The sequence below is a fragment of the Treponema sp. OMZ 305 genome, from assembly GCF_024181325.1.
Classification (GTDB): domain Bacteria; phylum Spirochaetota; class Spirochaetia; order Treponematales; family Treponemataceae; genus Treponema.
The window spans coordinates 1,493,318-1,518,076 of the sequence record NZ_CP051300.1 but is presented as its reverse complement, the minus strand read 5'-3'; the positions used below and the strand labels follow the sequence as shown (position 1 = coordinate 1,518,076).

Genomic DNA, 24,759 nt, shown 5'->3' with positions numbered 1-24,759 from the left:
CCGTTTTTAAACACCCTCGTGGAAAAATTGAAACTATTCGACCAGAACTGCCAAGGATGGCATCGCTAAAAAATGTACATCCCTGTACATTTTTTAGCTTCGAGTTTTCCTGATGAAAAACTCGATACTGTTTGGAACCACTGACTTCCTGTCAGTACAGCGATGTTTTGTGCGTGCACAAAACTCGCCTTCAACTGATGTACATGGATGTACAACAGTTGAAGATGGTTCAAATGGTCTCACAGTCTCAATTTTTCCGCGGTTTTTATCTACTCTATCTGATGCGTTTACCTGTCTGCTGGAAAAATGTGCGAAATTTTATTTCCTTAAAATGCAACAGTTGAACAAAATATGAATTTTTGAAACTGTTGCATTGGTGCGCGTCAAGCGCACGCATCAATACGCAAGTTTTCGAAAGAAAACTTGACGGTTAAGGTGAGCGGCGTCATTGTAGACGCTCACCTTATACCTATGAAATTTCGCACAGAAGGAAGGCAACCACTAAAAATATTTTTCATGCGGTTGCCCTGATTACGTATTTGAAACACATTGAACAATGATTTAAAAGCAGTTACACTACTTCCCATGATACTCGACAATAAATATATGATGCCGTATACGGTGCCGACCACTGCCATCGATGGGCAGTATCGCTGTACGCCGTTAACCGTTGCTGCGCTTTCGCAGGATTTGGCGGCTAATCACTATAGTTCTACCGGTATATTTATGCCGCAGCTGCAAGAACGGGGGTTGATGTGGATTATTTCGAAGCAGCATTTTGAAATACATGAATACCCGCTCTGGCTCGATTGCCTGACGTTACAAACATGGGCGCAGCCGCCGAAGGGGCTTTTTTGTTTTCGGGATTTTGCCTATTACTATGCCGAGGGCGGAAAGAAAGATTCGTTGTCTGCGGCCTTTAAAGATTTTGATGCGGCGGAACGGAAGGGTACGGAATGGACGGCAGACTCGTTGCTGCGGCATGGAGAGCTGTGTGTGCGCGGCAGTACATGCTGGATTGTGCTGAATATGCAAACCAATCAGCCTGCCATTCTTGACGATATGGTGTTCGGTTCGCTGACCTTTTGTGACGAGCATTTGGAAGGACGGGTTTTTGCGAAGATACCCTTGCCCGAACACTGGGATCAAGAAGAGCTATTCCATCCGTCGCTTTTGGACATCGATATGAACGGACACGTCAATAACCTTCATTATATCCGCTGGGCACTATCGTTTATGGATGCCGGTTTTTGCCGTGGCAAATTGCTCCGCGTACTTGATACCAATTTTTTGATTTCCGCTCAATATGGGGAAGAACTCTGCTGCCGCTGCTCTTATAGTGAAGACAATGTGTGTGTGCATTCTATTGTGAGAACTGCCGACGGCAGCGAGGTATTCCGCGCCCGTAGTGAATGGGCTGACGAACGGAAGATGGCACGGCCGCTTCAGGTTGAACATGAAACATCCCGACTATAACGCGCCGTCCGCACTCGCCACCGTGCTTGATGAACACGGGTTCGGGATGCAGAAAAAATTCGGACAAAACTTTTTGATTAACGCACATATACGGCAGGAGCTCGTTTCCGCACTCGGTCTTTCCGCCGGAGATACTGTATGGGAAGTCGGCCCTGGGCTTGGCTCGATGACGTCGCTGTTGTTAGAAGCCGGTGCCGATCTAACCGTATTCGAAATAGACCGCGGCTTCGTACAGCTTTTAACGTCATACTTCGGCTCCTATCATTCGTTTCATTTAATAGAAGGCGATGTGCTTAAAACATGGAAAGCGGAGTATCAACGGCATGCACCGGAAGCCTTTTTCGGGAATCTGCCGTACAATATTGCGGCAAAGCTCATCGCGGCGACAATCGAAGCCGAGTGTTTTTTTGACCGTATGGTGATAACCGTGCAAAAAGAGGTTGGACTCCGGATGACCGCGGCTCCGGGAAGCGCTGATTATTCATCGTTTTCGGTGCTGTGCCAGTGGGCTTATGATGTGGAACCGATCCGCGATATTGCTCCCGCCGCTTTTTGGCCTAAACCGAATGTCGAATCACGGGCGCTCCGCTTTACCAAAAAGCAGTCCCCGCAGCCGGTACGCGATGCGCGTTTTTTTTTAAGTCTTGTCCGCGGTTTGTTCAGTGCGCGGCGTAAAACGGTAAAGAATAATTTAAGTACGATCCTTGCTGCACGGGGAAAAAAGACGCTGTCTGCGGAATCCTTGCTGAAAGCAGCCGAAATCGATCCCGCCGCCCGTGCGGAATCTCTTACGGTCTATGATTTTATCCGATTATCGGATACACTGGCGGGCTGTGATGAATAAACGATTGCGTTGTACTGCGTTTTTGGTTCTGTGCATGATGACCGCTGCGCAGATGCCGCTGATTGCGGAAGAAAAAAAAGAAGATCATACGCCGGTTCCCTATACCAAAGAGGAATTCCCTCTTTGGCAGCGGGAGCTTCGACGGTTTGAAATATTGTCCTTCGGGGCGCTTCCCTTTGTTACGTTGCTCTCTTTTTGGGGCTACGATATGATTCGAGCTGCAAAACACCCCAAAGACCCCGCCTATTATCCGTGGCCGCTCAAACAGGCTGATAAAGCGGTCGCGCTGACCGAAAAAGAACAGCTCGGCGTGTTCCTTACCGCCGCCGGTATATCAATGACAATCGCGTTAATCGATATAACGTACCGCGCTATTAAACGTTCCGCAGTAAAAAAACGTTTGGAACGGGAAAATGCCTTTACCGAAGATCCCATTCAGTTTATTCCGATAAAACCATCAACTGAAGTAGAACCTCAGACTTTGCAGCACATGACCGATGCCGCATTATCTGCGGGTTCTATCGGCGGAATTGCAAGGCTATTAGAGAAGAACGTCGCTGCAGATCCTTCCGCTCAGGGCGGCAAGACCGATACGGCAGCGCAGCATTATGACTAAAGTATTTGAGCTTGAGGTTCCGGAAGGTACCGCTAAGCTGAGGCTTGATGCGTTTTGCAGCAGCATTCTTACCGGCATGACCCGTTCGCAGCTGAAAATGGGGATGCAATCCGTGCAGCTTAACGAGCGGCAGGCAAAACTTTCAAGCACTGTGCAAGCGGGCGACCGTATCACACTGATATGGGAAAATCCGCTCCCCGATGTTCTTATCCCTGAACACATTCCGCTCCGTATCCTGTATGAAGATAACGATGTCATTGTGGTAAATAAGCAGGCTGGTATGGTAACGCACCCTGCGGCAGGCAACTGGACGGGGACGCTGGTACAGGCGCTTGCCTATTATCGTTTGCACACTTCTCCTATCCATGACGCATTCGCTCGCTTGCTCGAAGCGGAGCAGGGAAAAGAAAATTTTACCGAGCTATCGCGTATGGGTATCGTTCACCGACTTGATAAGGATACCTCCGGCATCCTTATCACCGCCCGTAGCGCCGAGGCGGAAGCCTTTCTAAAAAACGAGTTTAAGCTGCGGCGTACGGAAAAATATTATCTTGCAATCTTGAACGGCATACCGGAAAAGCAGACCGGTATTATCGAAACTTCGGTATTCCGTGACGGACATAGCCGCATTCGGTTTGCCGCCTCAGGCGATTTGTCTAAGGGAAAATATGCGCGTTCCCGCTATAAGGTATTGCGGGTATATGGGAAATATGCGCTGGCGCTCTTTAAAATCGATACCGGTAGAACTCACCAGATTCGGCTCCACGCGCGGTTTATCGGCTGTCCGATTGTCGGGGATCCGCTGTATGGAAAAAAAGAGGCGGAGTGGAAACAATACGGGTTGATGCTCCATGCGTATCGGCTCCGTATTACGCTCCCTTCAGCACGTGAAAAAGCCGTGTTTACCGCCCCGCCGCCCCGAAAATTCCTGACAGTCCTGCGCCTTTTGCAGAAGCGACAGCCGCAGGGGAATAGCTGAGATATTAACACGGCAATCGCATCACAAATATTTTAAGCGATTGCTTTCCTTTTGTACGAAATTTTATCTAAAATTTCATACAGTTGATTGACAGCTCCGTTCGCTTATACCTTCCGCATACTTTCCAAGGGCTTTTCTTTACCTGCATACACGGCGGGCAGCAGGCAGACAATTACCGACAGAATAAGCGTTCCGGCGGCGATTATATAAAGCTCGGTAGCATTGAGGGATATGGGGATATACTCCAAATAGTATTCGGGCGCTAAGAGGCGGATGGTTTCGGGGCTGCCCGTTTTTCCCAGCATATAATAGAACGCGGTCTGCCCTATATTGATTGCGTGCTCAAAAGCGACAAACAGCTCGTTGATGTGTAAAGCCGCCAGTATCCCACCGGTTAAGCCGATACAGAGTCCTGCTGCTCCCGTAAAGAGACCTGCGAGTAAAAACGACAGGGTGATAAAAAACGGATGCGCTCCGGTCGCTTTAAGAATTGCAATTTCCTTCCGCCGCTCCATGATGAGCATTACCATTGCCGACGAAACATTGACCGAGGCAGCAAGAAGAATCAAAAACATAATGAACATCAAAAGATTCTTTGAAGTCTGAAATGAATAAAATTGAGAACGGTTTAAATCCTGCCACGTATACACCGAAAATCCCGCCGGTAACAGTTGCCGAATGGCGTCTTTTGCTTCCGCAAGCAAGACGTCGTTAAAAGGATCTGCAATACTGACAACAAGAGCGCTCAGCGAAGATTGCGGCGACAATACTGCATCGGCAGACTCCAACGGGATAAAGATCCACAGTGCATCCAATTCCTGATAACCGGAGGAAAGAATGCCGACAACCTTAAAACGAGTAAGTTTCGGCTTTGTCTGATTGCCTGAATACTGCGGCAGCAGCGTAAGCAGCGAGCAGCTGTCTCCGACTTTAAGACCGGTTTTCTCCGCAATCTTTTTGCCGAGCAGGATGGAGCGGGCGCCGTCAAATTCAAGACTGCCGTCTACCACCGTTAACAGGTTCCGTGCCGCCGGATTTTCGGTAAAATAGCCCGTCTCTATTGCCCGTATTGTGCCTCCGCTGCGGCCGGTCTTGCCGATGAGTAACCCCGTACCTTCCTGTTGCCGCCGAGAACCGGTGAGCGCCGACTGTGCAGTCATGCGGATTGAATTAAAAACTTCTTGGATGCTTTGCTTCCGCTCATCGGCTGTCTGTGCATTCCGCGGCGTCGGGCGCAAGTCGAGCACCTGTATGTGTCCGCTCCCCAGTTCAATCATACGGGAGGTAATCCCCTTGATCATTCCGTCAGACACAACGAGCACAATAACCAACGGAATGATGCTGATACCGATGCCCCAGACAGCGCCGATTAAACTTTTCCGTGCGTTTGAAACTGTCTTTCCTGCATTCAGTCCCAGATACCGCAGCGCAAGCTTCCATGCCAATAAAAAATTCATAAAAGCTGCAACTTCCCTTGCTCAAGCCGGTAGCATAGATCGGTATCGGCGGCAATTCCCTGATCATGCGTCACGATGATAAGTGTTTTATGATGTTTATCCGCTATCGAAAAAAGCAGCTCCTGCACCCCGTGCGCATTTGCGGGATCAAGGTTGCCGGTCGGCTCATCAGCTAAAATAAGCGAAGGGTTATTGATAAGCGCACGGGCAACCGCCGCCCGCTGCCGCTCTCCGCCGGACAGCTGTGCGGGAAAATGATGAAGCCGCGTTTCCAACTTGACATCATGCAAAAGCGCAATAGCTTTCTCTTTTACCTCTTTTTTGGGCATACCCGCGATGAGTGCCGGAAGCATCACATTTTCGAGCGCCGTAAAGTCTTTCAACAAATAGTGAAATTGAAAAATAAAACCGAGGTAAAAACGGCGGTAGTCCGTTAGTCCGCTTTCATTGAGCCGGTGCAGTTCATATCCGCCCGCAATAATCTCACCCGAATCCGCCTGTTCCAAGCCGCCGATAATATTTAAAAAAGTGCTTTTCCCGCAGCCGGACTCTCCTACGACGGCGATTTTTGCCGGCTGTTCGATTATCAGACGTAAGTTTTGCAAGATGCGGATTGAATCCGCTTCCGATTGAAAGGTTTTTGAAACGTTTGTCAATGCCAAAATCGGTTTATTCATAGCGCAGCACCTCCGCAGGTTTAAGGGTTAGAATTTTTCGGGCTGCAACTGAAGCGGCAAAACTCGCAGAAAAGACGCCGAATAAGAACACCAAAAAAACTTCGCCGAAAAAGATACGCACCGGAACCGAATCGATGTAAAAGTATTTGGGACTGAAAATACTAAAGCCGGTAAAAAACGTGTGCTCCAACAAAATATTTGCCGCTTCAATGACGGCATTTACCAGGTACTCCGCCAATAAAAACACCCGATTGATATCTGCAGAAAGCAGCAGTCCCAACAGCAAGCCGATGGAAGCGCCCAAAAGCCCGATTGTAAAACCGTTAGCGATAAAGAGGGCTTGGATATGTTCTTTTTTAGCGCCCAACGAAGCAAGCACCGAAATTTCCTCCCGCCGCTCATAGATGGAACGCCGCATTCCGTTGTAAATATTCACAGTAACCACCACAAAGATTAAAAACACGAGCATAAACATCGTATTTTTTTCGATACGCAAAGCTCCGAAAAAAGCTTGATTATAGGTACGCCACGATTCCGTTTTCAGTTCGGGCACGGCTGCGGAAATGCGGGCAATATATATTCCGTCAGTCTCCGAATTTTGAAGCTTTACTGCAGCGGACAGCTCCTGTTGTTTGCCGCACAACCGCTCGCCGGTCTCCGTGGACATAAAGGCAAAGCCCGCGTCAATTGCATAATAGCCGGTCTTCATTAAACCAGTAATCCGGCACTCCGCATCCTCCGGAAAGATGTCGGTATCCGCAGTGCCCGAAAGCGCGAGCAGTGAAATCTTATCCCCGGCGGAAACCGAAAGCATACGGGCAAGCTCATATCCGAGCACAACGGCATTTGGCGTGCCGAGGTCAAAAGAGCCTTCCATCATCGTTATAGCGCCGGAAAAGCCGCGGTCATCGCTTAAGACCGTTTCCGGCACGGCGCGGAGTATGGCCGGCTGTTGCCTGCCGTAGTTCCCCTGCATTATCGTTTGCGTTTCTGAAAATATATAAAAAGATTGGAACCCGCCCGCAGCTTTTGCCTTTTCAAGCGCCGCTTCGGAGCCGTACAGCTGCACATGCGCCGAGCTTACCTGTAAAATAGTGTCGATAAAACTGCGCTGAAAACCGTTCATCACGGCAAGTATTACGATAAGCACCGTAACTCCGAAGGCGATGCCGAGTACGGAAAGGATTCCGGTAATTGCCGAACGCCCCTTGGTATCCGCAGCATTAAACCGCCGCAATACAAAAAAAATCCATGCAAGGTCGGTACGTTTCACTGTTCCTCCCCTACATACACTTCTTTATCATCGACATAGAGGTGTACAATATGCGGCGTACTATGCAGCTCGATAAAGGCGGTTTTCTTCCCGTTACGGTATTTTGTTTGAGTAACAGCCTTATCACCGACGAATTCCCATACCGACCGATCGGTGTTTTTTCCTGCGGTAATTGTCTGTTCAATCAGTTTATCAGCAGCGTTATAGACGTTTTCCGTCTTTGATGCCAAGGTTTTTCCTTCGTACCGCTCGACGGTCAGTTCTTTTCCTTTCTCGTTATAGCGGAAAATTTCCGACGATTCCTTGCGGAGTATTTTTTTTTGCTCGGGATAGCGGGCGGCACCCTGATATGTCCATACCGTTTTTTCAATCGCGGCACCATCTTCGTAGAGCACTCCAAAGGCTGACCGTCCTTGCCGGTCAAAACCTTCGTAGTACCATTTATTTCCGTCTGCAACAGCTAATCCTTTGCTATGAATTGAGGCAAAGGTAGAATCGACAGGTTCGCCATTTTCGCCCTCTTTCCCGTCCGTACCGTCCGCCGGTGAAGCGGTTCCGCCATTCGTTGCAGCGCTCTTTGCAGTTTCCGCAGAAACCTTCTCTGCTTGGGGAGTATCTGCCGGCGCTGTATCTGCCGGAATCTCTTCCATTTGAGTGCTGCCGGCGGCATTTCCGACCTTAGAAGTTTGCGCCGTATCCGGTGATTCTTGCTGTTTTTCTCCGGACTGATTCGGCTCATCCGTTGGTTTCATTTTTTCGGCAGGCCGCGGCGTATCCGTTGATTCCGTCTTTCCGGCAGCAGCGAGCGGCGAACGGCAGAGTAAGCCAACCGTTAAAAGGAGGCAGCACAAAGCGAGGCGTTTCATACCGGCATACCGATAAATTCCCGCAGATAGGTATCGGCGTTGAAGGGAGCAAAGTCTCCGTATTTTTCGCCGGTACCGGTAAAAATGACCGGCAGATTCAGCTGCCGTCCCACGCTGAGCGCGATACCGCCCTTTGCCGTCGAATCGTATTTTGTCAGGATAACGGCATCGACACCGACCGCCTCGTGGAAAACCTCAGCCTGTCTAAAGCCACTTTGTCCTGCCGTTACATCAAGTATGAGTATTTTTTTATAACATCCCTCATCGGTTTTCGATTCGGCAATCCTATTGATTTTTTGTAATTCCCGCACGAGGTTTTCCTTATTATGGAGCCGCCCGGCGGTATCGGCGATAACAAGCCCGCCGCCCTGCGCCCGCACCGCCTGCGCAGCATCAAAGATAACCGCCCCCGGATCTCCGCCGTACTGATGCGCAATAACCCGCACATCAAGCTGTTTTCCGTGATATTCAAGCTGCTCTATCGCGGCTGCCCTAAAGGTATCCGCAGCGGCAAGGATGATCGGTGCTTCAAAGCGTGATTTATAATATTGAGCAAGCTTTGCCGTAGTTGTCGTTTTTCCCACTCCGTTTACGCCAAGCAATAAATACACGGAAGTTTTATCTTTCTCCGGCGTAAAAGAAGCGACCGGCAAAAAGGGAAGTAAAATATCATATAAAACCTGTAATACCTGCTCTTGTTGTTCAACCTTCCGCTTTTTGCATTCCGCGCGGAGCCGGTCTTCAATCTCAAATGCAAATTGAGCGCCGATATCGCCTTCTACCAACGTATCGGTAACGCTTTCAAAAAAAGAATCATCCAATTTGGAATGAATGCCGAACAGTTTCTTTAAGCCTTCGGAAAAACTTTTTTTAGCCATATTTTTCTCCAATATATTCAGTATTACATATTAGACCTATTCGATAACTGCGTTTTCGAATAGATCGACGAGTTCTAAATCGCACAAATAGCGCAATTTAGAACATCGCATTTCAAGGTAACCTGTTCAGAAACGGAAGTTTCCGAACAGGTTTATTATAGGGCATCTCTAAAAACTCGATTGGATTTTTTCAGATATCTCATCAGCAAAGCTGATAACGAGTTTAACCGATTATAATTTGCGAGCTTCTTTCGGGATGCTCTGATCGACGGCGTGCAAGTACAACCCGAGCTGCACCGCATAGTTAATACCTAAACCGATTGTTAGCCCCTGCATTACCGCCGTACTGATAAAAAGCGCACGATATTTTTTCTTTACGCTTTCATCGACCTCGAGTCTATAATCCGTAATTGCGGAAGCCATATCCGCCGTTACCCCTTGCAAAATCATAAAAATAGGAAGCGACACATAAAAAGCACCGAGCGACCAGTACAAGACATTCCTCCGCCGATCGATCAATGTCTTGGTCTTTTCTTTATTGAGCGTAGCTTGCAGCTGATAGATTGTCTGCCCTTGTTGCATAAAATTATTAGGTCGAAGCACAATATAGGTTTTTACATCTTTATATGAAAAACTGATAGCAGTATTTTTACCTGCCGGAATATCGGTTTTGAACGGTGTACCGGCAAAATACTGCGTATGTAAAAACACATCCGCATCGGGCTTTATAAACTGAAATCCGACAGAAATAATTTTTTCCTTTTTTAATTTTATATTAAGCAAATAATTTTGCCCTGCTTGAGCCTCAATAGTCTTACCGGCTGAATCGTAACCGGCAGCAAGTGCTTCAAGCCGATGACTTCCTGCATACATATAAATAGACTTTTTTCCCGTTTCCAACAGTTCGCTGTCCAAATACACTTCCGCATCTTCCGGTTCGACAGTAAGCAAAACCTTTGCAGGCTGGGTGTTTTTTACCGCCGTCATAATTTGAGCCGCCAACGAACGGGCAATTGTTTCAATTGACTGATACGGCCCCGCTTCGCTGAACCGGTAGTCGGGCATCCCCAGCAAACCGGTTGTTAATACAACGGACACATACATATACCCAGCCAAGTCCTGTATCGAGCCGTCAATAACTGCGGAGATGTTTTCTGATTTCAGCGTTTGCGAAATGTTCGCATATTCGGGAAGCTCAAACACCTGCTGTCCGTCCTTCCACATCATAACGGGCAGCGTTTCGACGGTAAAAGAGGTGTCTGCCAGCAATGTATCGATTTTCTTTTGTGCTTTTTCAATATCGGCTTCCTTTGCGGTTATTTTTTTGTTGAGCGCAGCTGTCTGCTTGAGCTTTTCTTTTTCGGACATTACCGCAAGGTACAGCGAATCACGTTCTGCAATTAATGATACCCGTTCGCGGATAAGTGCAAGTTTTTTTGCCGCATAATCTATGAGCTGCCGTGCTCTTTTTTCTTCGGGAGTTACGAGCCTGCTTGCGGGCATAGTACAAAAAAGATTGAGCATTGCGGGTAATGCAGTCGCGTACGACGCATATAATTCAGGCACATCGGTAAGCACAAATTTTGCTGCGGTAATCGACCACGTAGGAATTTCATCCTTTGCTTGGGCGGCGCCGCATAATGCAGTTACTATCGCAATCAGAGCAACACACAGCCGTTTTATCTTCATTCCGGAGTATCCTCATACATCAGCTGATTTGCCCATTGTTTTTTCAAAAAGTCTTCGATAAAGCCGTCTATATCACCGTCCATAACGGTTTGAATATTGCCCGTTTCATGCTTTGTACGATGATCTTTTACCATTGTATAAGGCTGAAAGATATATGATCTGATCTGATTCCCCCACGAAATCCCTTTTTTTTCAGCGGCGAATTTCGCGTTCTCTTTTTCTTTTTCGTTGCGGTAGTATTCGTAGAGCCGCGCTTTAAGCATACTCATCGCCGTTGCCCGATTGGAGATTTGGCTTCGCTCATTTTGACATGCAACAACAATGCCGGTAGGCAAGTGCGTCAACCGTACTGCCGAGTCGGTTTTATTGACATGCTGCCCTCCGGCGCCGCCTGCGCGGTAGGTATCTACCCGTAAATCTTCCGGTCTGATATTTACCTCGATGGTATCGTCCAGCACGGGGAATACATAAACGGAAGAAAAAGAGGTATGCCTGCGGGCATTCGCATCAAACGGGCTGATCCGAATAAGCCGGTGTACGCCAGTCTCCGCCTTTAAAAAACCGTAAACATAATCGCCGCTTATCTGTAGGGTGATAGACTTTAAGCCCTCATCGGCTTCCAGTTCATCGAGCGTTTCGACGGAAAAACCGCGGCGCTCCGCCCAGCGAAGATACATACGAGTTAACATCCGCGCCCAATCACAGGCTTCGGTTCCGCCTGCTCCTGCATGCACAGTCAAAAAGGCATCGCTCCCGTCAACCTCATCGGAAAGGAGTGCCAGTGTATTAAGCTTTTCAAACCGTTCTTGAAGATTTTTAAGCGACATATCGATTTCTTGAATGGAATCTGCATTATCTTCCGCTCCGGCTTCTTGAGTGAGTTCATAGAGCGTCTGCAAATCTTCTATATCCGCAATGAGTATTTCCCACGGCTCAATACGGTTTTTCAGTTTTTTAATTTCCGACAAGAGTTTTTCAGCATTTTTAGGGTCGTTCCAAAAGCCTTCTTGCCCCGCGATAGCTTCTTTTTCTGCAATCCGTTTTTTTACCGCTTCGGAGTCAAAGACGCCTCCAGATTTCGTCGACATCGGATTTAAGCGCTACAATCTGCGGTTTATATTCTTCCAATAACATCATTCCCCCTGATATGTTGTCTATAAAAACTTTTAGCCTTTCTGAGGCGGACGGATTAAGAGTTTCCGCCACTTCTTTTTTGCAAGCGTGGAAATCGCTAATACGCCCTCAACGGGATACTGATATATGCGGATAACATCATAATAATCGGTTACCCGATCGATCTCGCGTTTAAGAGCAATTAATTGTTTTTCGTCAACGGTAGAGGATTCCCAGCACGCCCGCTGCACCCGTTCAAATCCGTGAAAAGTTAATAATTCAGAAAGATGAACGGCAGATTCTTCTCCGCCCGGATCTATCATTACCGATACAAACATAGTATTGTATAGAATATAACAAACAAGGCTCTATTGTCAAAGGGCTTGCACCAAGAAGTCAGGGTAAACGCATCAGGTCGGTTTTCATATCCGCCGCGGATGGCGGTGGTACTAATCAGCAACAAGTTTTTCGTTAGAAAAACTTGACACGAACATTGTACAAGGAAGTACAATGTTCGTGTTACCCGCAGAAAAATTGAGACTATTCGACCAGAACTGCCAAGGATGGCAGTGGTTCCATATAGTAGCGATGTTTTGTGCGTGCACAAAACTCGCCTTCAACTGATGTACATGGATGTACAACAGTTGAAGATGGTTCAAATGGTCTCACAGTCTCAATTTTTCCGCGGTTTTTATCTACTCTACCTGATGCGTTTACCCGTCCGCTAGAAAAAAATGTGCGAAATTTTATTTCCTTAAAATGCAACAGTTGAACAAAATATGAATTTTGGAAACTGTTGCATTCGTGCGCGAAAAGCGCACACATCAATACGCAAGTTTTCGAAAGAAAACTTGACGGTTAAGGTGAGCGGCGTCATTGTAGACGCTCACCTTATACCTATGAAATTTCGCACAGAAGGAAGGCAACTGCTAAAAATATTTTTAATACGGTTGCCCTGCACACCCCCGCAGTCGCCGGTTTTTGAGGGCTTTTTCGACGGTAACGGCGAAGCGTAAGAGGTTTTCGATGAGTGCAGGCAATAAAGAAGCAAACCGGCGGCCGGCGCTTACAATATCATGCCGCCGATGGGTACGTGCATCGTAAGCATAGTTTAACTGAGTCCACACCTCAAACACACGAGGTACGCATATCAATGTGATGGTAAAGAGCGTCGAAAAGGCGCCGGTGTATTTCTTTCTGCAAAAGAAGCGTTCGATTTTTTCGCAGAGCACAAAAATTTCCAGCTTTGAAGTGGTTTCGTAAAATATTGAGGCAGTAAATAAGATAAGCGCGAGTTTTTGCATAAAAAACAGTGTTTCCGCTGCCATAGTTTTAAATATATCTACCGTCAGCGGCATACCGATTATCTTGATAAAAAAAATACAAATTGCATAGATACCTAAAAACCGGCAATTCCTTTTTACCGTTAGCCATGACAGTTTTGCGCAAATACCGGTTAATATAAGGCAAACTGCATATACCGCCAGCAGTGTCTGAGGTGCGCCGTACAGGGTAAAAGAAGAAAGGCATAATATGCAGAACTTTACTCCTGCCGGAAGACGGTGGATAAGCGTATTTTTTGCTTGATACTGAAATAAAAAGCTTTTCTTATCGGCAGGCATCGTAAAAAGAATCTAAGGAGAAGCTTTAAAAACTTCAGTTTTTAAAGCTTCTCCATACAAGGTCGGCAAATACACGGTATGAGCAGAGGGGATTTCGTATGCCGTATTGTTCAAGGATACCACTATGGAGTGCCGGTTCGGGTTCCGCATTATAGACAAGATTTCCCTTGTGTAAAATGATGAGCCGGTTCGCAAGCGCAAGTACCTTTTCCAGCTCATGGGTAAGCACCATAACCGTTTTTCCGTCACACTGCAACTGCTCTATCATTGCCGTTACCTGCACCACCCCTGCATAATCGAGGTTTGCAAAAGGTTCGTCAAAGATGATAAGGTCGGCTTCCATCATCAAAATACCGGCAACCGCAAGCCGCCGCTTTTCGCCCCCTGACAAACTGCGTGCGGGCAAACGGCGCTTTTCGTATAAGCCCAGCTGCGTTAGTACTGCTTCTAACCGCTGCGCAATGATCTCTTTCGGAAGTTTGCTATCCCGCATACCGAAAAGCGCATCCTCCTCGACGGTATCGCCGAGGATTTGAGCGTCGGCTTCCTGAAACACCAGCCCAATACGCAGCTCACCGCCGTCTTTCCTACGGCGAACTATCGAACCGGCAGACGGCGTTTCCAATCCGGCGATAAGCGTCATCAAAACCGTTTTACCCGATCCGTTCGGCCCCGATACAACAATGCAATCCCCGTCACATACCGAGAAAGATATACCGTTCAGCACCGGCTGCCCAACTCCGGCAAAAGATTTAGTTACATCGGTGAGCTTGAGCAATTCATGTCGTTCTGAGGAAGATGGCATCAGTACGGAGTTCAATGCAGGTATAGAACCGTTGTTATTCTATGTAGCGCCGTATAATCGGGCGCAATTTGAGCGTAATAGGAACGACAACAACCAGTTTAATCAAATCGGGCAGGACAAAAGGCACAAAGCCTTTCAGAAAAGTATGCTGCCAGCTGAGGTTAAGCGCGTGCTTAAACCAAAGGAGGCCGAACACATAGATGGAAAGGAAGCTTAAAAGCCCGGCAACCGCAATGATACCGCAAGCGAACGGCCACCGCTGTTCTGCTCTATAAAGTTTCATGATAAAACCGCCGACAACCGCTGCGGCAAGATACCCGACTAAAAAGCCGCCGGTCGGTCCCGCAAATACGGCAAAGCCTCCGGAACCGCCTGAAAAAACAGGCAGACCGACAGCTCCGGCAACCAGAAAGAGCAGTACCGAAAGACCTCCGAACAGCGGCCCCAACAGCAATCCGGCAAGCACTGCAAGCGCGTTTTGCAGTACAATCGGAATAGGTCCAACGGGAATGGCTATCATCCATCCCGCACAAATCAATGCGGCAAAAACCGCAGAAATAATACTTTTACGCATTTTCGTACATACCCTTTGAGTACCTCTAAAAATTTGATGAACTTTTTAGAGGTTCCCTATAGTTTCGGCGGAATCAGCTTCCACGTACCATCAATATTTTCCAAGCCGTAGACGAGCAAAGAAACATTTGCCTGCTTCATAATAACATCGACCCGAGTCGGTGAAACAAACTTGATATCGTCTACCCGTACATTCTGACGCGAAGGGACGAATACGTAGGTAAAGTAATCTCTCAAAGATTTAAGTTTTATCCCCTTAACCGGCAATGCTTCGGAAACTTTTTGAAGCGTCAAAGCTTGAGAATACTGCTGCTTATAGTCTTCCGATAAGAATTTAAGCCATTGACTATAATCCTTTGAAGCAGTAATCCGGTTGAGATTCTCAACAATCTTTTCCATCTCCGTTTTTGTTAGATCGTACGTTTCTTTTGTAATTGTAACCCCTTCAAACTCGGCGATAACTTCCTGTTTTTTTTCAGCGGGAGCCGGTTTAACTTTAGCAGCAGGCTCTTTTTTCTCAATAACCGGCTCGGGTTTCACGGACGGCTCTTCCGCCTTCGCAGGCGGATCCTCTTTCCGAACAGGAGCTTCCTGCTTAGGCTCGGCCGGTTTAACCGGAACAGCCGGCTTAGCAGGTTCCTGCTTTACAGACGGCATTGCCTCTTTAGGTTCCGGTTCCTTAACCGGTTCGACCACAGGCGCAGGAGTCGTAACCGCTTCGGATTGGGCAGGTTCTTCTTTAACGGAAGGCGGCGCAGCAGAACAGCCGGCCAATACACTTATTATAAAAGCCAAAAATAAATATCGATGGAATATTTTCATGTCTGTATTCTATAGGTAAAAACCGATTTCGTCAAATCATCAAAGCATTAAATTATCAAATACTCACGGCAAACGCGACAGCTCGTTATGAACGGTGCTATATGTCATAAAGCCCCCGGATAGATTAACCGTATTCTTATACCCGTTCTGCCGCAAGATTCGATCCGTGATATATCCGCGCAAACCCGACCCGCAATTGATAACCACCGGACGGTCTTTCGGCACCTCACTCAACCGATCCCGCAATGAAGTATGCGGTATATTGACCGAGTCCGGAAGTGCACCGCAGCTGAATTCCTCCGGTGCACGCGCATCAAGGAAAAATGCTCCCTGTTCCGCATATCGGGGAATATCCCGCCACGAGATAAGCGTTGTTAAACCGTTATGGTCGTTTTCCGCAATAAAACCGAGCATATTGATTGGATCCTTTGCGGAATTGAACGGCGGTGCATACGCTTGCTCAAATTCGGCAAGATCGGAAATCGTACCGTTTTTTTTGATGTAGGCTGCAAGCACATCGATCCGTTTATCAACACCTTCCGGACCGACAGCCTGTGCTCCCCAGAGCCGTCCGTTTTCAGGATTATATAAAATTTTAATCGATAACATGGAGGCATTGGGATAATACCCTGCATGGTGCACCGCATGGGTTATCACTTGCTTATAGGGAAGCCCTGCCCTATCCAACGCTTTCTCCCCCAATCCCGTTGCAGCGGCAGTATAATCGAATATCCGCGCGATGCTGGTACCGATTGTCCCGCAGTATGTTTTCTTGTTGCCGTACACAATATTATCCGCACAGATACGCGCTTGTTTATTCGCAGGCCCGGCGAGGGGAACCGTCGCATCGGTGCCAAGCAGAGGGCTCTTAAACGAAATAGCGTCGCCGATAGCGTAAATATCCTTTTGAGAGGTTTCAAAATAGTCGTTGACCTTTATTGCTCCGTTCGGCGCCAACTCAATATTGCAATCCTTTGCCAATTTGGTATCGGGGCGTACGCCGATCGAAAGGAGAACGGCATCGCATATAACCTCTTTACCCGACTGCAAACATACCGCCAAACCGGCGCTGCGCCGTTCAAACGCTTTTACTCCATCTTTCAGGTATAAACCGACACCCTTGCTGCGGATGTTCGCCTGCACGATTGCCGCCATATCATAATCGATAACATTCATCACCTGATCAACCACTTCGATAATGGAAACTTCCATGCCGCGACGGTGCAGGTTTTCCGCCATTTCCAAACCGATAAAACCGCCCCCGATTACGGCAACCCGTTTTGTTGCAGGGTTGTCTATTCTTTGTTTAATCGCATCGATATCGCTGACCGACCGCAGCGTGTAAATCGCTTCATCGTTAATTCCCGGAATCGGCGGCTTAATGGGGGATGCGCCCGGGCTTAGAATCAGCGTATCATAGCTTTCGGTAACTTCCGCCCCGGTATCCAAATTTTTCACCGTTACCGTTTTGGAAGCAGGGTTAATCGCCGTTACCTCGTGCCGTACCTTTGCGGTAACGTTCAGCGAGGCCTTAAACTTTTCGGGCGTCATCACAAAAAGCGCATCCCGGTTTTCGATAACGCCGCCGGCATAATAGGGAAGCCCGCAATTCGCAAAGCTGATATGCTGTCCCCGCTCAAAGACGGTAATCTCCGCCGTTTCATCCAATCTGCGTAACCGCGCTGCAACTCCTGAGCCTCCGGCAACGCCGCCTACTATGATGTATTTTTTCATTTTTCCTCCATAGGATTCAATGATGCCGCGAACATATAATCGGACATCTTCAAAAATTCAACCGAGTTTTTAAAAAATACCCAATTGTTTTTGAGGAATCCTCTTATTTCGCCTGTTTTTTCCACGCATCGATAAATTCAAGCATGTACTGCTGAATATCGCCGAACCATTTTTGCTGAAAGGCGCAGGCTTCTACACCGATATAGCGGTAGTGCCATGACTCCCACACATAGCCGGTTACCTTCTCGTATCCTTTGGGAAAAGAAAGCGACCAGCCGTATTTTGAAGCGTTCTGCAGTACCCACTTACCGGCGCGTGTTTGTGCAAATTCATCGGAGATGGAACCTAAGTCTACGACCGTACCAAGCTGGTGTTGGCTTGTTCCCGCACGGGCTGAGAACCGTTCCGCCTCTTTTTCGCCGGATTCCCGTACATAGCGGTCAAATAAATTTTTCTGATATGTGTATGAACGGTACGAGGAGCTGACAACCAGTGTAACCCCATCCCGCTTTGCCGCAAGCGCCATCTCCTGCAAAGCTTGTTCCGCTGTTTTTGTCAGGGATAAATCCTTTCGGTTAATGATATAGGCGCGACCGGTATCCAACCTTACAAGATTTTGCGGCGTATATCCGTCCGGCAATAAATGCCGTTTATCAACCAATATCAAGAGATTCTCTTTCTCGACAGCCAAGACCTTTTTCAAGTCGGCTAAGAAAAGAACTGGATCATTGCCGATACAACGCCGTATCTCTGCCGGAATAGCAGAAGGATATGCAAAGTTACGAAGTTGCATTTCCATATTTGCATCAGCTGCCGTTACACAAAAGAATGATAACAGACATATCGTTATACAAAGTATTTTTTTCATACCACTTACTTTTTAGCGACGTGTTTATAGGTATACAATAATACAGGAGCGAGACTGCTCTTGCCGATAGCATACTCTACGGGCAAGATTTTTTGTCATCAATAAACCGAATCCCCGATACCGCCTTGCCTTCAGATCAAAATAGGGTTTTGTTCTTTTGAGCGCATGTAATAAATTGTCAAAATTCGTACTGTGATAGGAGAAACAAAGACGCGGAAAGAAAATATTTGATACACTTAATAGAATATCTTTATTTTCAGCAAAGACAGCATGCTCGGCAATATTGTCAAACACTTCTGTTGAGATAATAAGTGCTGCTGTCCGTTTGCTCTCAGGAATATCTTTAGAGGTAGAGATAAACTCTTCAATAAAGCCGATATTTTTTAAATCGGCTTCTACCTGTAAATGGTTCACGTCCTTATACCGTATCAGCCTATTTTACTTCATCAAGCGAGCGAATAATAGGAAACACTTCCGAAAAACCGGTGGAAGCAATCGCAAGCTTTACAACCTCTGAAGGATTCAAAATATAAATTTTATGACCAAGCTCCTCCCCGTCTTCGGAAGCAGCCATAAGGATCCCTAATCCTGATGAGGATAGGTTTGTAACCCGAGATACATCAAGTACGATTGAGCGCTCCTTAATAAGGTTGTAAACTTTTGTCTCAAATTCATGATACGTGTATGAATTTATTGAACCGGCTACTGTCAGTAATACAAACGTATCGTTCGTTTTTTCCGTAATCGTTAAATTATCCATCATTATACTCCTCTATTATTGATTATACTTTAATACCAATATGGTAACATCATCATCAATTTTACGTAAAATAAAATCCAGAAGGCGATTATAAATAGTGCGGGCAATCTGAGAGGGTTTGGCGCTGTTATTTTCCTGCAGGATTCGGCCGACACGATCGCTGCCGAACCGGTCTCCTTTAAGGTTCGTTGCCTCAAGCAAACCGTCAGTTGTAAAAACAATCGTATCTCCCTTGTGCATGGTGATTTTCCGTACTTTTAAGAAAGGCGCAATATTCTTTACAAAGCCGAGAACTCTGCCTTCCCCCTGAATTTCGATTGCGTTCTTATATGAACTGATATACATCGACATCAGCGGAATACCGCAGTTCAAATAATAAATCGTATTGGTAGGAAAATCGATAATACCGAAAAGTCCCGCAAAAAAAGTTCCCCGCGGCAGATTATCCTTTATAAATCGATTAACCTTTGTTACCAGTTCTTTAAAATCGGTAATAGTTTGCAGATAGGTATGAATAATCGATTTTAAAATGACCATCGACATACTGGCGCTTAATCCCTTACCCGACACATCGCCGATAAGGAACATTGCCCGCTTTTCATTCAGCGTAATATAGTCGATAAAATCACCGCCGAGCTGATGTGCAGAATATGCAATAGAATCCATTGAAAATCCATGCGATTCAAGCGTATCCTTATAGTTCTGAATGGAGCCGATAATTTGGTCGGACATTTCGACCTCGCGGTCGATCGTAACGGTAATATCCTGTTTAGAAATATTTCTAAGGTAATAGATTACCAAAAAGAAATACGAATACATATTGGATAATACTCGTATGTCATACGGAGTGTACTCCGCACTGTGCGTCTTAGGCGCTAATAGGATACAGCCGATGAGTTTTTGTCCCTCTCTCATACTGATAAGAATTTCGGTCTGTGTTGTTTCAAAAATATCGAGTAGTTCATCCCGTATCGATTCATACAAATAATTAGCAATAAGCTCCGTTTTGGTAATAACGATATTATTTCGATTGAGTAGATACTCAAAACAAGGGAGGTTTGCGCTCAATGTACTATGATGCTCAAAATCCGAATACACCGTCTGCAAATTCATGTTTTCATCGCTGACGAGAATATCGAGCCCCTTACAGGTGATATGCTGTTTCATAATTCTCGGAAAAGTCTCCAACACCGTATCGTGGCCTTTCCCAAAATCGAGTTTTTGCAGCTCTGCATCCAACTTTACTTCGTAATCCGCTGTTTTACCAAAGACATATTCAAGCTTACCGGCAATAAAATTTCGTATAAAGAAAATAATAACGCAAGAAAGGGTAATTAAAACCATCCAACTGCCGATCGAATGAGTAACCTGCATAATCATCGACGTCGTAAAGCCTGCGGCTGCAGCAAAAAAGGCGGTAAAAAGGATAAATCGAATAAGGCCGAAAACGATTTGCTTAATGTCAAAAACACGCGTCAGCGAAAATATGGCATTGTCCAACGCCAGCATAGCAACATACCCGAACGGTACAAACGAAAAAGCCCAAGAAAACACCATAAAATAATGGTTTTCTGCAATCCATATTGCAAGACCAAGTCCTATGGCAAACCCATGCAAAAGGAGCTGTTGCCGGTGAATATTGCTTTTAACAAAAAATGCTTTGACAAAGCATATCATGATTGAAAGCACCGGAAGAAAGAATATATAAATATACATAAAGAGCCGAGCGCCGCTCAGTCCCTTAACAATATCGCGCGGTAAAAAGTAAAAGCCCCTCAACGGGTTCCATTGAAATCTGCCGATGTAAAATACGACAAGACCGATACCCGCGATATGGAATACTGCACTAATCTTTTGGAGCACCTTATACGCTTTTAGTTCCGAAATGATAAATGCCATATTGATGATATGATATGATGCAAGCACCATAAAGAAAAAGGCACCGACGGATACGATACGCTGTATAGCGGCCTGTCCGTAAAACACCAAATGAATGGAAACTGCGATACAAAGTGCAACAAGCGTAGCAGGAACCGTAATCTTATTTAACAGAACATTAATACGATTCGATTGATGAAACGAAAGATACAATGAGTTTACAAGGAGTAAAACAGCGCCAAAATATGTAAAGAAAATTAACCCCATACATTATCCCTTTAATTTTACTGCTAAAATAGTAGTATCATCGCGGAAGGCTTTTGCAGCACTATAGTTAAGCCCCAATTCCGCTACTTTTGAGGTAATTGACGATGCGTCCGACGAAGCAAAAGATTTAATCGAGTCAATGTAAAGCTCATTACTGCCGAGTTCCACCCCTTCTTCATTGGTAATTTCGGGAATTCCGTCCGTCGTAATAACAAGCAAATCATTACGGTATAAAGGCTTTTCGGAAACCGTCACCGAATCGATATCAATAATTCCGATAACGGAACAATTTGAATCAAGCATCTTTACTTTATATCCTTCCGCCGCCCTCGTAAAGATCATCGGCGCTTCCATTGAAGCATTTACATAACGTATCTTCATAGCCTTAGTGTCGATGAGTCCTAAAAACACGACGGTATATTTATCCAGCAGATTCATACGCTTAATAGCGCTGTCTATTGCAAAAATCAAACCGGCAAGGTCTTCTTTATTTTCCATAATCCTTATCGTGTTTACAACGACACCCATGACAAGCGCTGCAGCGAGTCCTTTGCCGGAAACGTCCCCCGTAATAACAAGGGTTTTATCTTCGTCAATAGGGATAATGTCATAATAATCTCCCGATACGTTTACCAATGGCCGGAAATAAACGCCTATTTCCAGCTTGTCAAGCGCCGGTATCTTTTGCGGCAGGAATGCCCGCTGAGTATTGGCAACCATCTGCCATTCTTGCGCAAGTTCCGAATAATAGAGGAGCTGCGAAAGTGTTTTTTCGCGTCCGAAATAGTTCTTAAACTCCGTAAAAAACTGATGGAAAACTTCGGGTTCAACCGCACGGATATAGCGGCAGATAATAAAAAACCGTGCGGAACTATATGCAATGACCAAACCCCGCGCTTTTTTTCTATCAGTGATCATCTGCATATCCGAATCCAATAAATAAATATTTTCTCCCCAGTGATCCATCCATTCGACTGAAAACCGATGCGCTAGTTTTTCATACACATCGGGATCCGAGACATAAGCAGAAGTGCTGCTATATATAACCAAATCGGTGTCGGTATTGATAAGCAAGACAGAGCAATCAGCCTTGTATTCAAGTTCCTGTTGAATAGCTTCAATAAGGTTTTCACGAGTATAGCAAAAGCGCAATCTGTTGATAAAGGTGTCAAAAAGAGCAGTCTCGGTTTCTTGATACACCCTTTCCCGTACCTTGCGAGATAAAAAAGCTGTCCCAAGCGAGACCATAATGGAAGCAATAGCAAAGATTGCAAAAGCAAAACCGAAACGGGTAACAAAACTGAAATTAGGAAGCATCCGGTATTGTGTTACCATCAATGTAAGGTCTCTTGCCGAAATCAGCCGCCCTAAAAACGAAAAACGAGGACTCAACGCGAGCATAAAAGCTGAAAAAACCAAACTAATGCCGGTAAAAATAACTAATTTTCCCCAAAATTCCTGTTGTTTTCGTATCATGCACTACAACCTCATAACCATTTTAATTCACTTTTCATTTTTAAACGAATAACACCGACCTATCTTTACCCGACCGGCCAGTGTTACTCCGTTAGTCCATACTATTATTTTTACCCTGTTCCCGTTATTTCATCATATTGACGGCAGGCTTCTCGCTGATCAGCGCAAGATCGCACCAGTCCCAGTCGGTAACGAACTGTTGATCCCAGCTCTTTGTCCGCTTGTTTACCGCGTACAATTTCATGCGGTAAGCAGTCGGAATCGCCGGAGCTTCTTCAAGGATATTCTCGTCCCATTCCTTATAAGCTTGAGCGCGGAACGCTTCGTCAAAAGAATCTTCGGAACTTATCTGAGAAAGCAGCGCTTCGTTTTTATCGTTTACCCAGCGGGGAAGATTGAACTGCGCAACCTTTCCATACAATCCTGACGGTTCGGGATTTGAACCGACACCCCATGCAGCGGAATACATCTCTACTGTCGGGTCATCATCCTGCAACTTATCATAGAACGCATTGAACTCGATTAAACGACCGTCGTTTAACGCGACATTTAAACCGACATCTTTCCAGTTTTGGATATAGTAATTAGCAATCGGAGCCGCCACATCGCTGCCGCTCATAAACATAAAATTGATCTTAAACGGTTTTCCGTCCGGCGTTTCGCGGTAGCCGTCCCCATCTACATCCTTATAACCTGCTTCGTCGAGTAACTTTTTTGCTTTTTCAGGATCATACGAATAGCCCTTCCGTGAGGCATCGTAAAAACCGGGATGATACGGCGTGATAAAGGAATTTGCCGTAACACGGAGCCCGTGGTAGTAGATGGCATTAATACCGTCGTTATCCATCGCATACCCGATCGCTTGACGCAATGCCTTATCTTTAAACTTACCACCGTCGGGAAACATTTCGCACTCTTCTTTTTCTTTATTCCACACCCCGAATTTAAATGCGACGTATGTATAAGTATTTTCGATGTTACCGACAATATCGATATTATCGATTTTCATTTTCGGCTTTCCGTTTTCGTCAAAAAGCGTCTTCCCTTCGTCGTCAAGCTCGACAAATTGATCATATAAATCGGCTTTAAACTGAACGGCGTCAACCTCGCCTGCCTTTATTGCGGCAACAGCTGAAGTCGGCGCAATCCGCTTTACGATAAGCTTATCGATAGCCGGTTTTTTACCGAACCAATAGGGATTAGGCACATATTCGAGGATATCCCCTTCAACCATAGAATTAATCACAAATGGACCGCAGGAGAGCGGCGTTTTCCGTACACGGTCGTGGGAGGCCATTTCCGTCAGCGGAATATCTTTGAGGTAATGAGCAGGTTCCGCATCATACGTAATTCCCGCGCCCCATAAGATACCGGGAAAAAAGTTTTTAAAGGTAACCTCTACCGTTTTGTCATCTATCTTTTTGATGCCGGAAATAGTTTTTGCCTTCCCTTCATGATATTCAACCATACCGACAACGTTTTCGTAATCACTGTCATAGCGGACACCCGTATAGTCGGGATGTCCGACACATTCATAGACAAAGATAATATCCTCAGCAGTCACGGGTACCCCATCAGACCACGTAAGCTTCTCGTTTATGTGATAGGTAGCGGTTTTTGCCTCGCGGTCGAATGTCATAGCACAGTAGCTGTCTTTAATTTCATGGTTCGGGCCATCGGTCATAAACTTACCGATCCGCGGACGCATCGCTTCATACGTAGGATTATCCTGATAGAGGAAGGTATTAAACACCCCCTGCCATGGCGTATCGTACACATAGCCGTATACGAATGTACCGCCCTTAATAGCCGCTCCTTCCCGCTCGATCATTTGCGGAAACATCAGTTTTAATGTTTTATCTCCTGCATCGTCCCCGCCGCTCTGTGCAGTCTGTTTTTGCTCAGTCTTACCGCCGCAGCTTGCAAGAGCCACCATTACCGCGCATAAAAACGCAGCAATTTTTAAACCCTTTGACATTGTACTCCTCCCATAAAAAGTCAAGAAGAAAGTATCAACTTTCGATTGACTTTTTACGCACGTTCGCAACAAAGTGAGAACGTGCAGATGATATACAAGTTTGCAAGG

Annotated in this window: 23 protein-coding genes; 4 read left to right on the top strand and 19 right to left on the bottom strand. The window is 46.1% G+C overall.

Annotated features, from left to right (window positions below; all coding sequences use genetic code 11):
* Positions 1 to 585 precede the first annotated feature (585 nt).
* From ABK01_RS06750 to ABK01_RS06735, 4 genes are read left to right on the top strand one after another with little or no spacing between them, the layout of a single operon-like run.
* Complete coding sequence (locus ABK01_RS06750; protein WP_253675066.1) at positions 586 to 1,476, top strand: acyl-[acyl-carrier-protein] thioesterase; 891 nt, start codon at positions 586 to 588, stop codon at positions 1,474 to 1,476.
* A complete protein-coding gene (rsmA, locus tag ABK01_RS06745; protein ID WP_253675064.1) occupies positions 1,457 to 2,320 on the top strand; it encodes a 16S rRNA (adenine(1518)-N(6)/adenine(1519)-N(6))-dimethyltransferase RsmA in 864 nt (287 codons plus the stop codon). Before ABK01_RS06750 ends, rsmA begins: the two co-directional genes overlap by 20 nt.
* A 34-nt stretch (positions 2,321 to 2,354) precedes the next feature.
* Positions 2,355 to 2,936, top strand: coding sequence for a hypothetical protein (locus ABK01_RS06740; RefSeq protein ID WP_371922038.1), 582 nt, complete (start codon positions 2,355 to 2,357; stop codon positions 2,934 to 2,936).
* Positions 2,929 to 3,915 carry an RluA family pseudouridine synthase gene (locus ABK01_RS06735; protein WP_253675057.1) on the top strand — a complete coding sequence of 329 codons (987 nt, stop codon included), beginning with the start codon at positions 2,929 to 2,931 and terminating at the stop codon, positions 3,913 to 3,915. Before ABK01_RS06740 ends, ABK01_RS06735 begins: the two co-directional genes overlap by 8 nt.
* A gap of 104 nt (positions 3,916 to 4,019) precedes the next feature.
* Here the strand turns inward: ABK01_RS06735 and ABK01_RS06730 are convergent, their stop codons facing one another.
* From ABK01_RS06730 to ABK01_RS06640, 19 genes are all read right to left on the bottom strand, one after another.
* Positions 4,020 to 5,372: an ABC transporter permease gene (locus tag ABK01_RS06730; RefSeq protein WP_253675055.1), complete on the bottom strand. Its 1,353-nt coding sequence runs from the start codon at positions 5,370 to 5,372 to the stop codon at positions 4,020 to 4,022.
* Positions 5,369 to 6,049 carry an ABC transporter ATP-binding protein gene (locus ABK01_RS06725; RefSeq protein WP_253675053.1) on the bottom strand — a complete coding sequence of 227 codons (681 nt, stop codon included), beginning with the start codon at positions 6,047 to 6,049 and terminating at the stop codon, positions 5,369 to 5,371. The genes ABK01_RS06730 and ABK01_RS06725 overlap by 4 nt, the downstream gene beginning before the upstream one ends.
* Positions 6,042 to 7,322, bottom strand: coding sequence for an ABC transporter permease (locus ABK01_RS06720; RefSeq protein WP_253675051.1), 1,281 nt, complete (start codon positions 7,320 to 7,322; stop codon positions 6,042 to 6,044). Before ABK01_RS06720 ends, ABK01_RS06725 begins: the two co-directional genes overlap by 8 nt.
* Complete coding sequence (locus ABK01_RS06715; protein WP_253675049.1) at positions 7,319 to 8,188, bottom strand: hypothetical protein; 870 nt, start codon at positions 8,186 to 8,188, stop codon at positions 7,319 to 7,321. The genes ABK01_RS06720 and ABK01_RS06715 overlap by 4 nt, the downstream gene beginning before the upstream one ends.
* Positions 8,185 to 9,066, bottom strand: coding sequence for a signal recognition particle-docking protein FtsY (gene ftsY, locus ABK01_RS06710; RefSeq protein ID WP_253675047.1), 882 nt, complete (start codon positions 9,064 to 9,066; stop codon positions 8,185 to 8,187). The genes ABK01_RS06715 and ftsY overlap by 4 nt, the downstream gene beginning before the upstream one ends.
* Positions 9,067 to 9,297: 231 nt before the next feature.
* Positions 9,298 to 10,755, bottom strand: coding sequence for a PEGA domain-containing protein (locus ABK01_RS06705; protein WP_253675045.1), 1,458 nt, complete (start codon positions 10,753 to 10,755; stop codon positions 9,298 to 9,300).
* A protein-coding gene (prfB, locus tag ABK01_RS06700; protein WP_253676596.1) for a peptide chain release factor 2 occupies positions 10,752 to 11,889 on the bottom strand; the annotation gives its coding sequence in 2 pieces (ribosomal slippage) (positions 10,752 to 11,816 and positions 11,818 to 11,889; 1,137 coding nt in all). Before prfB ends, ABK01_RS06705 begins: the two co-directional genes overlap by 4 nt.
* Before the next feature lie 32 nt (positions 11,890 to 11,921).
* Positions 11,922 to 12,206 (bottom strand): CRISPR-associated endonuclease Cas2, encoded by a 285-nt coding sequence (locus ABK01_RS06695; RefSeq protein ID WP_253675044.1) that lies wholly within the window; start codon positions 12,204 to 12,206, stop codon positions 11,922 to 11,924.
* Positions 12,207 to 12,809: 603 nt separating this feature from the next.
* Complete coding sequence (locus ABK01_RS06690) at positions 12,810 to 13,490, bottom strand: energy-coupling factor transporter transmembrane component T family protein (protein WP_253675042.1); 681 nt, start codon at positions 13,488 to 13,490, stop codon at positions 12,810 to 12,812.
* 34 nt (positions 13,491 to 13,524) lie between these two features.
* Entirely contained in the window at positions 13,525 to 14,295 is a 771-nt protein-coding gene (locus ABK01_RS06685) for an ABC transporter ATP-binding protein (protein ID WP_253675037.1), read from the bottom strand.
* A gap of 34 nt (positions 14,296 to 14,329) precedes the next feature.
* Positions 14,330 to 14,869, bottom strand: a complete 540-nt coding sequence (locus ABK01_RS06680) for a biotin transporter BioY (protein ID WP_253675035.1) — start codon at positions 14,867 to 14,869, stop codon at positions 14,330 to 14,332.
* Positions 14,870 to 14,925: 56 nt separating this feature from the next.
* The gene (locus ABK01_RS06675) at positions 14,926 to 15,690 is read right to left on the bottom strand and encodes a hypothetical protein (RefSeq protein ID WP_253675033.1); all 765 of its coding nucleotides are present in this window, start codon (positions 15,688 to 15,690) and stop codon (positions 14,926 to 14,928) included.
* A 63-nt stretch (positions 15,691 to 15,753) separates the two neighbouring features.
* Entirely contained in the window at positions 15,754 to 17,424 is a 1,671-nt protein-coding gene (locus tag ABK01_RS06670; protein ID WP_253675027.1) for a CoA-disulfide reductase, read from the bottom strand.
* Positions 17,425 to 17,527: 103 nt separating this feature from the next.
* Positions 17,528 to 18,292: a M15 family metallopeptidase gene (locus ABK01_RS06665; RefSeq protein WP_253675022.1), complete on the bottom strand. Its 765-nt coding sequence runs from the start codon at positions 18,290 to 18,292 to the stop codon at positions 17,528 to 17,530.
* A gap of 24 nt (positions 18,293 to 18,316) precedes the next feature.
* Entirely contained in the window at positions 18,317 to 18,706 is a 390-nt protein-coding gene (locus tag ABK01_RS06660; RefSeq protein ID WP_253675021.1) for a hypothetical protein, read from the bottom strand.
* Between the two features lie 19 nt (positions 18,707 to 18,725).
* Complete coding sequence (locus ABK01_RS06655; RefSeq protein ID WP_371922001.1) at positions 18,726 to 19,055, bottom strand: STAS domain-containing protein; 330 nt, start codon at positions 19,053 to 19,055, stop codon at positions 18,726 to 18,728.
* Positions 19,056 to 19,067: 12 nt separating this feature from the next.
* Positions 19,068 to 21,197: a PP2C family protein-serine/threonine phosphatase gene (locus ABK01_RS06650; protein WP_253675020.1), complete on the bottom strand. Its 2,130-nt coding sequence runs from the start codon at positions 21,195 to 21,197 to the stop codon at positions 19,068 to 19,070.
* Positions 21,198 to 21,200: 3 nt separating this feature from the next.
* On the bottom strand, positions 21,201 to 22,673 hold the full coding sequence (locus tag ABK01_RS06645; RefSeq protein WP_253675019.1) for a PP2C family protein-serine/threonine phosphatase: 1,473 nt from the start codon (positions 22,671 to 22,673) through the stop codon (positions 21,201 to 21,203).
* Between the two features lie 124 nt (positions 22,674 to 22,797).
* Positions 22,798 to 24,651, bottom strand: a complete 1,854-nt coding sequence (locus ABK01_RS06640; protein WP_253675018.1) for an oligopeptide ABC transporter substrate-binding protein — start codon at positions 24,649 to 24,651, stop codon at positions 22,798 to 22,800.
* Between the last annotated feature and the right edge of the window lie 108 nt (positions 24,652 to 24,759).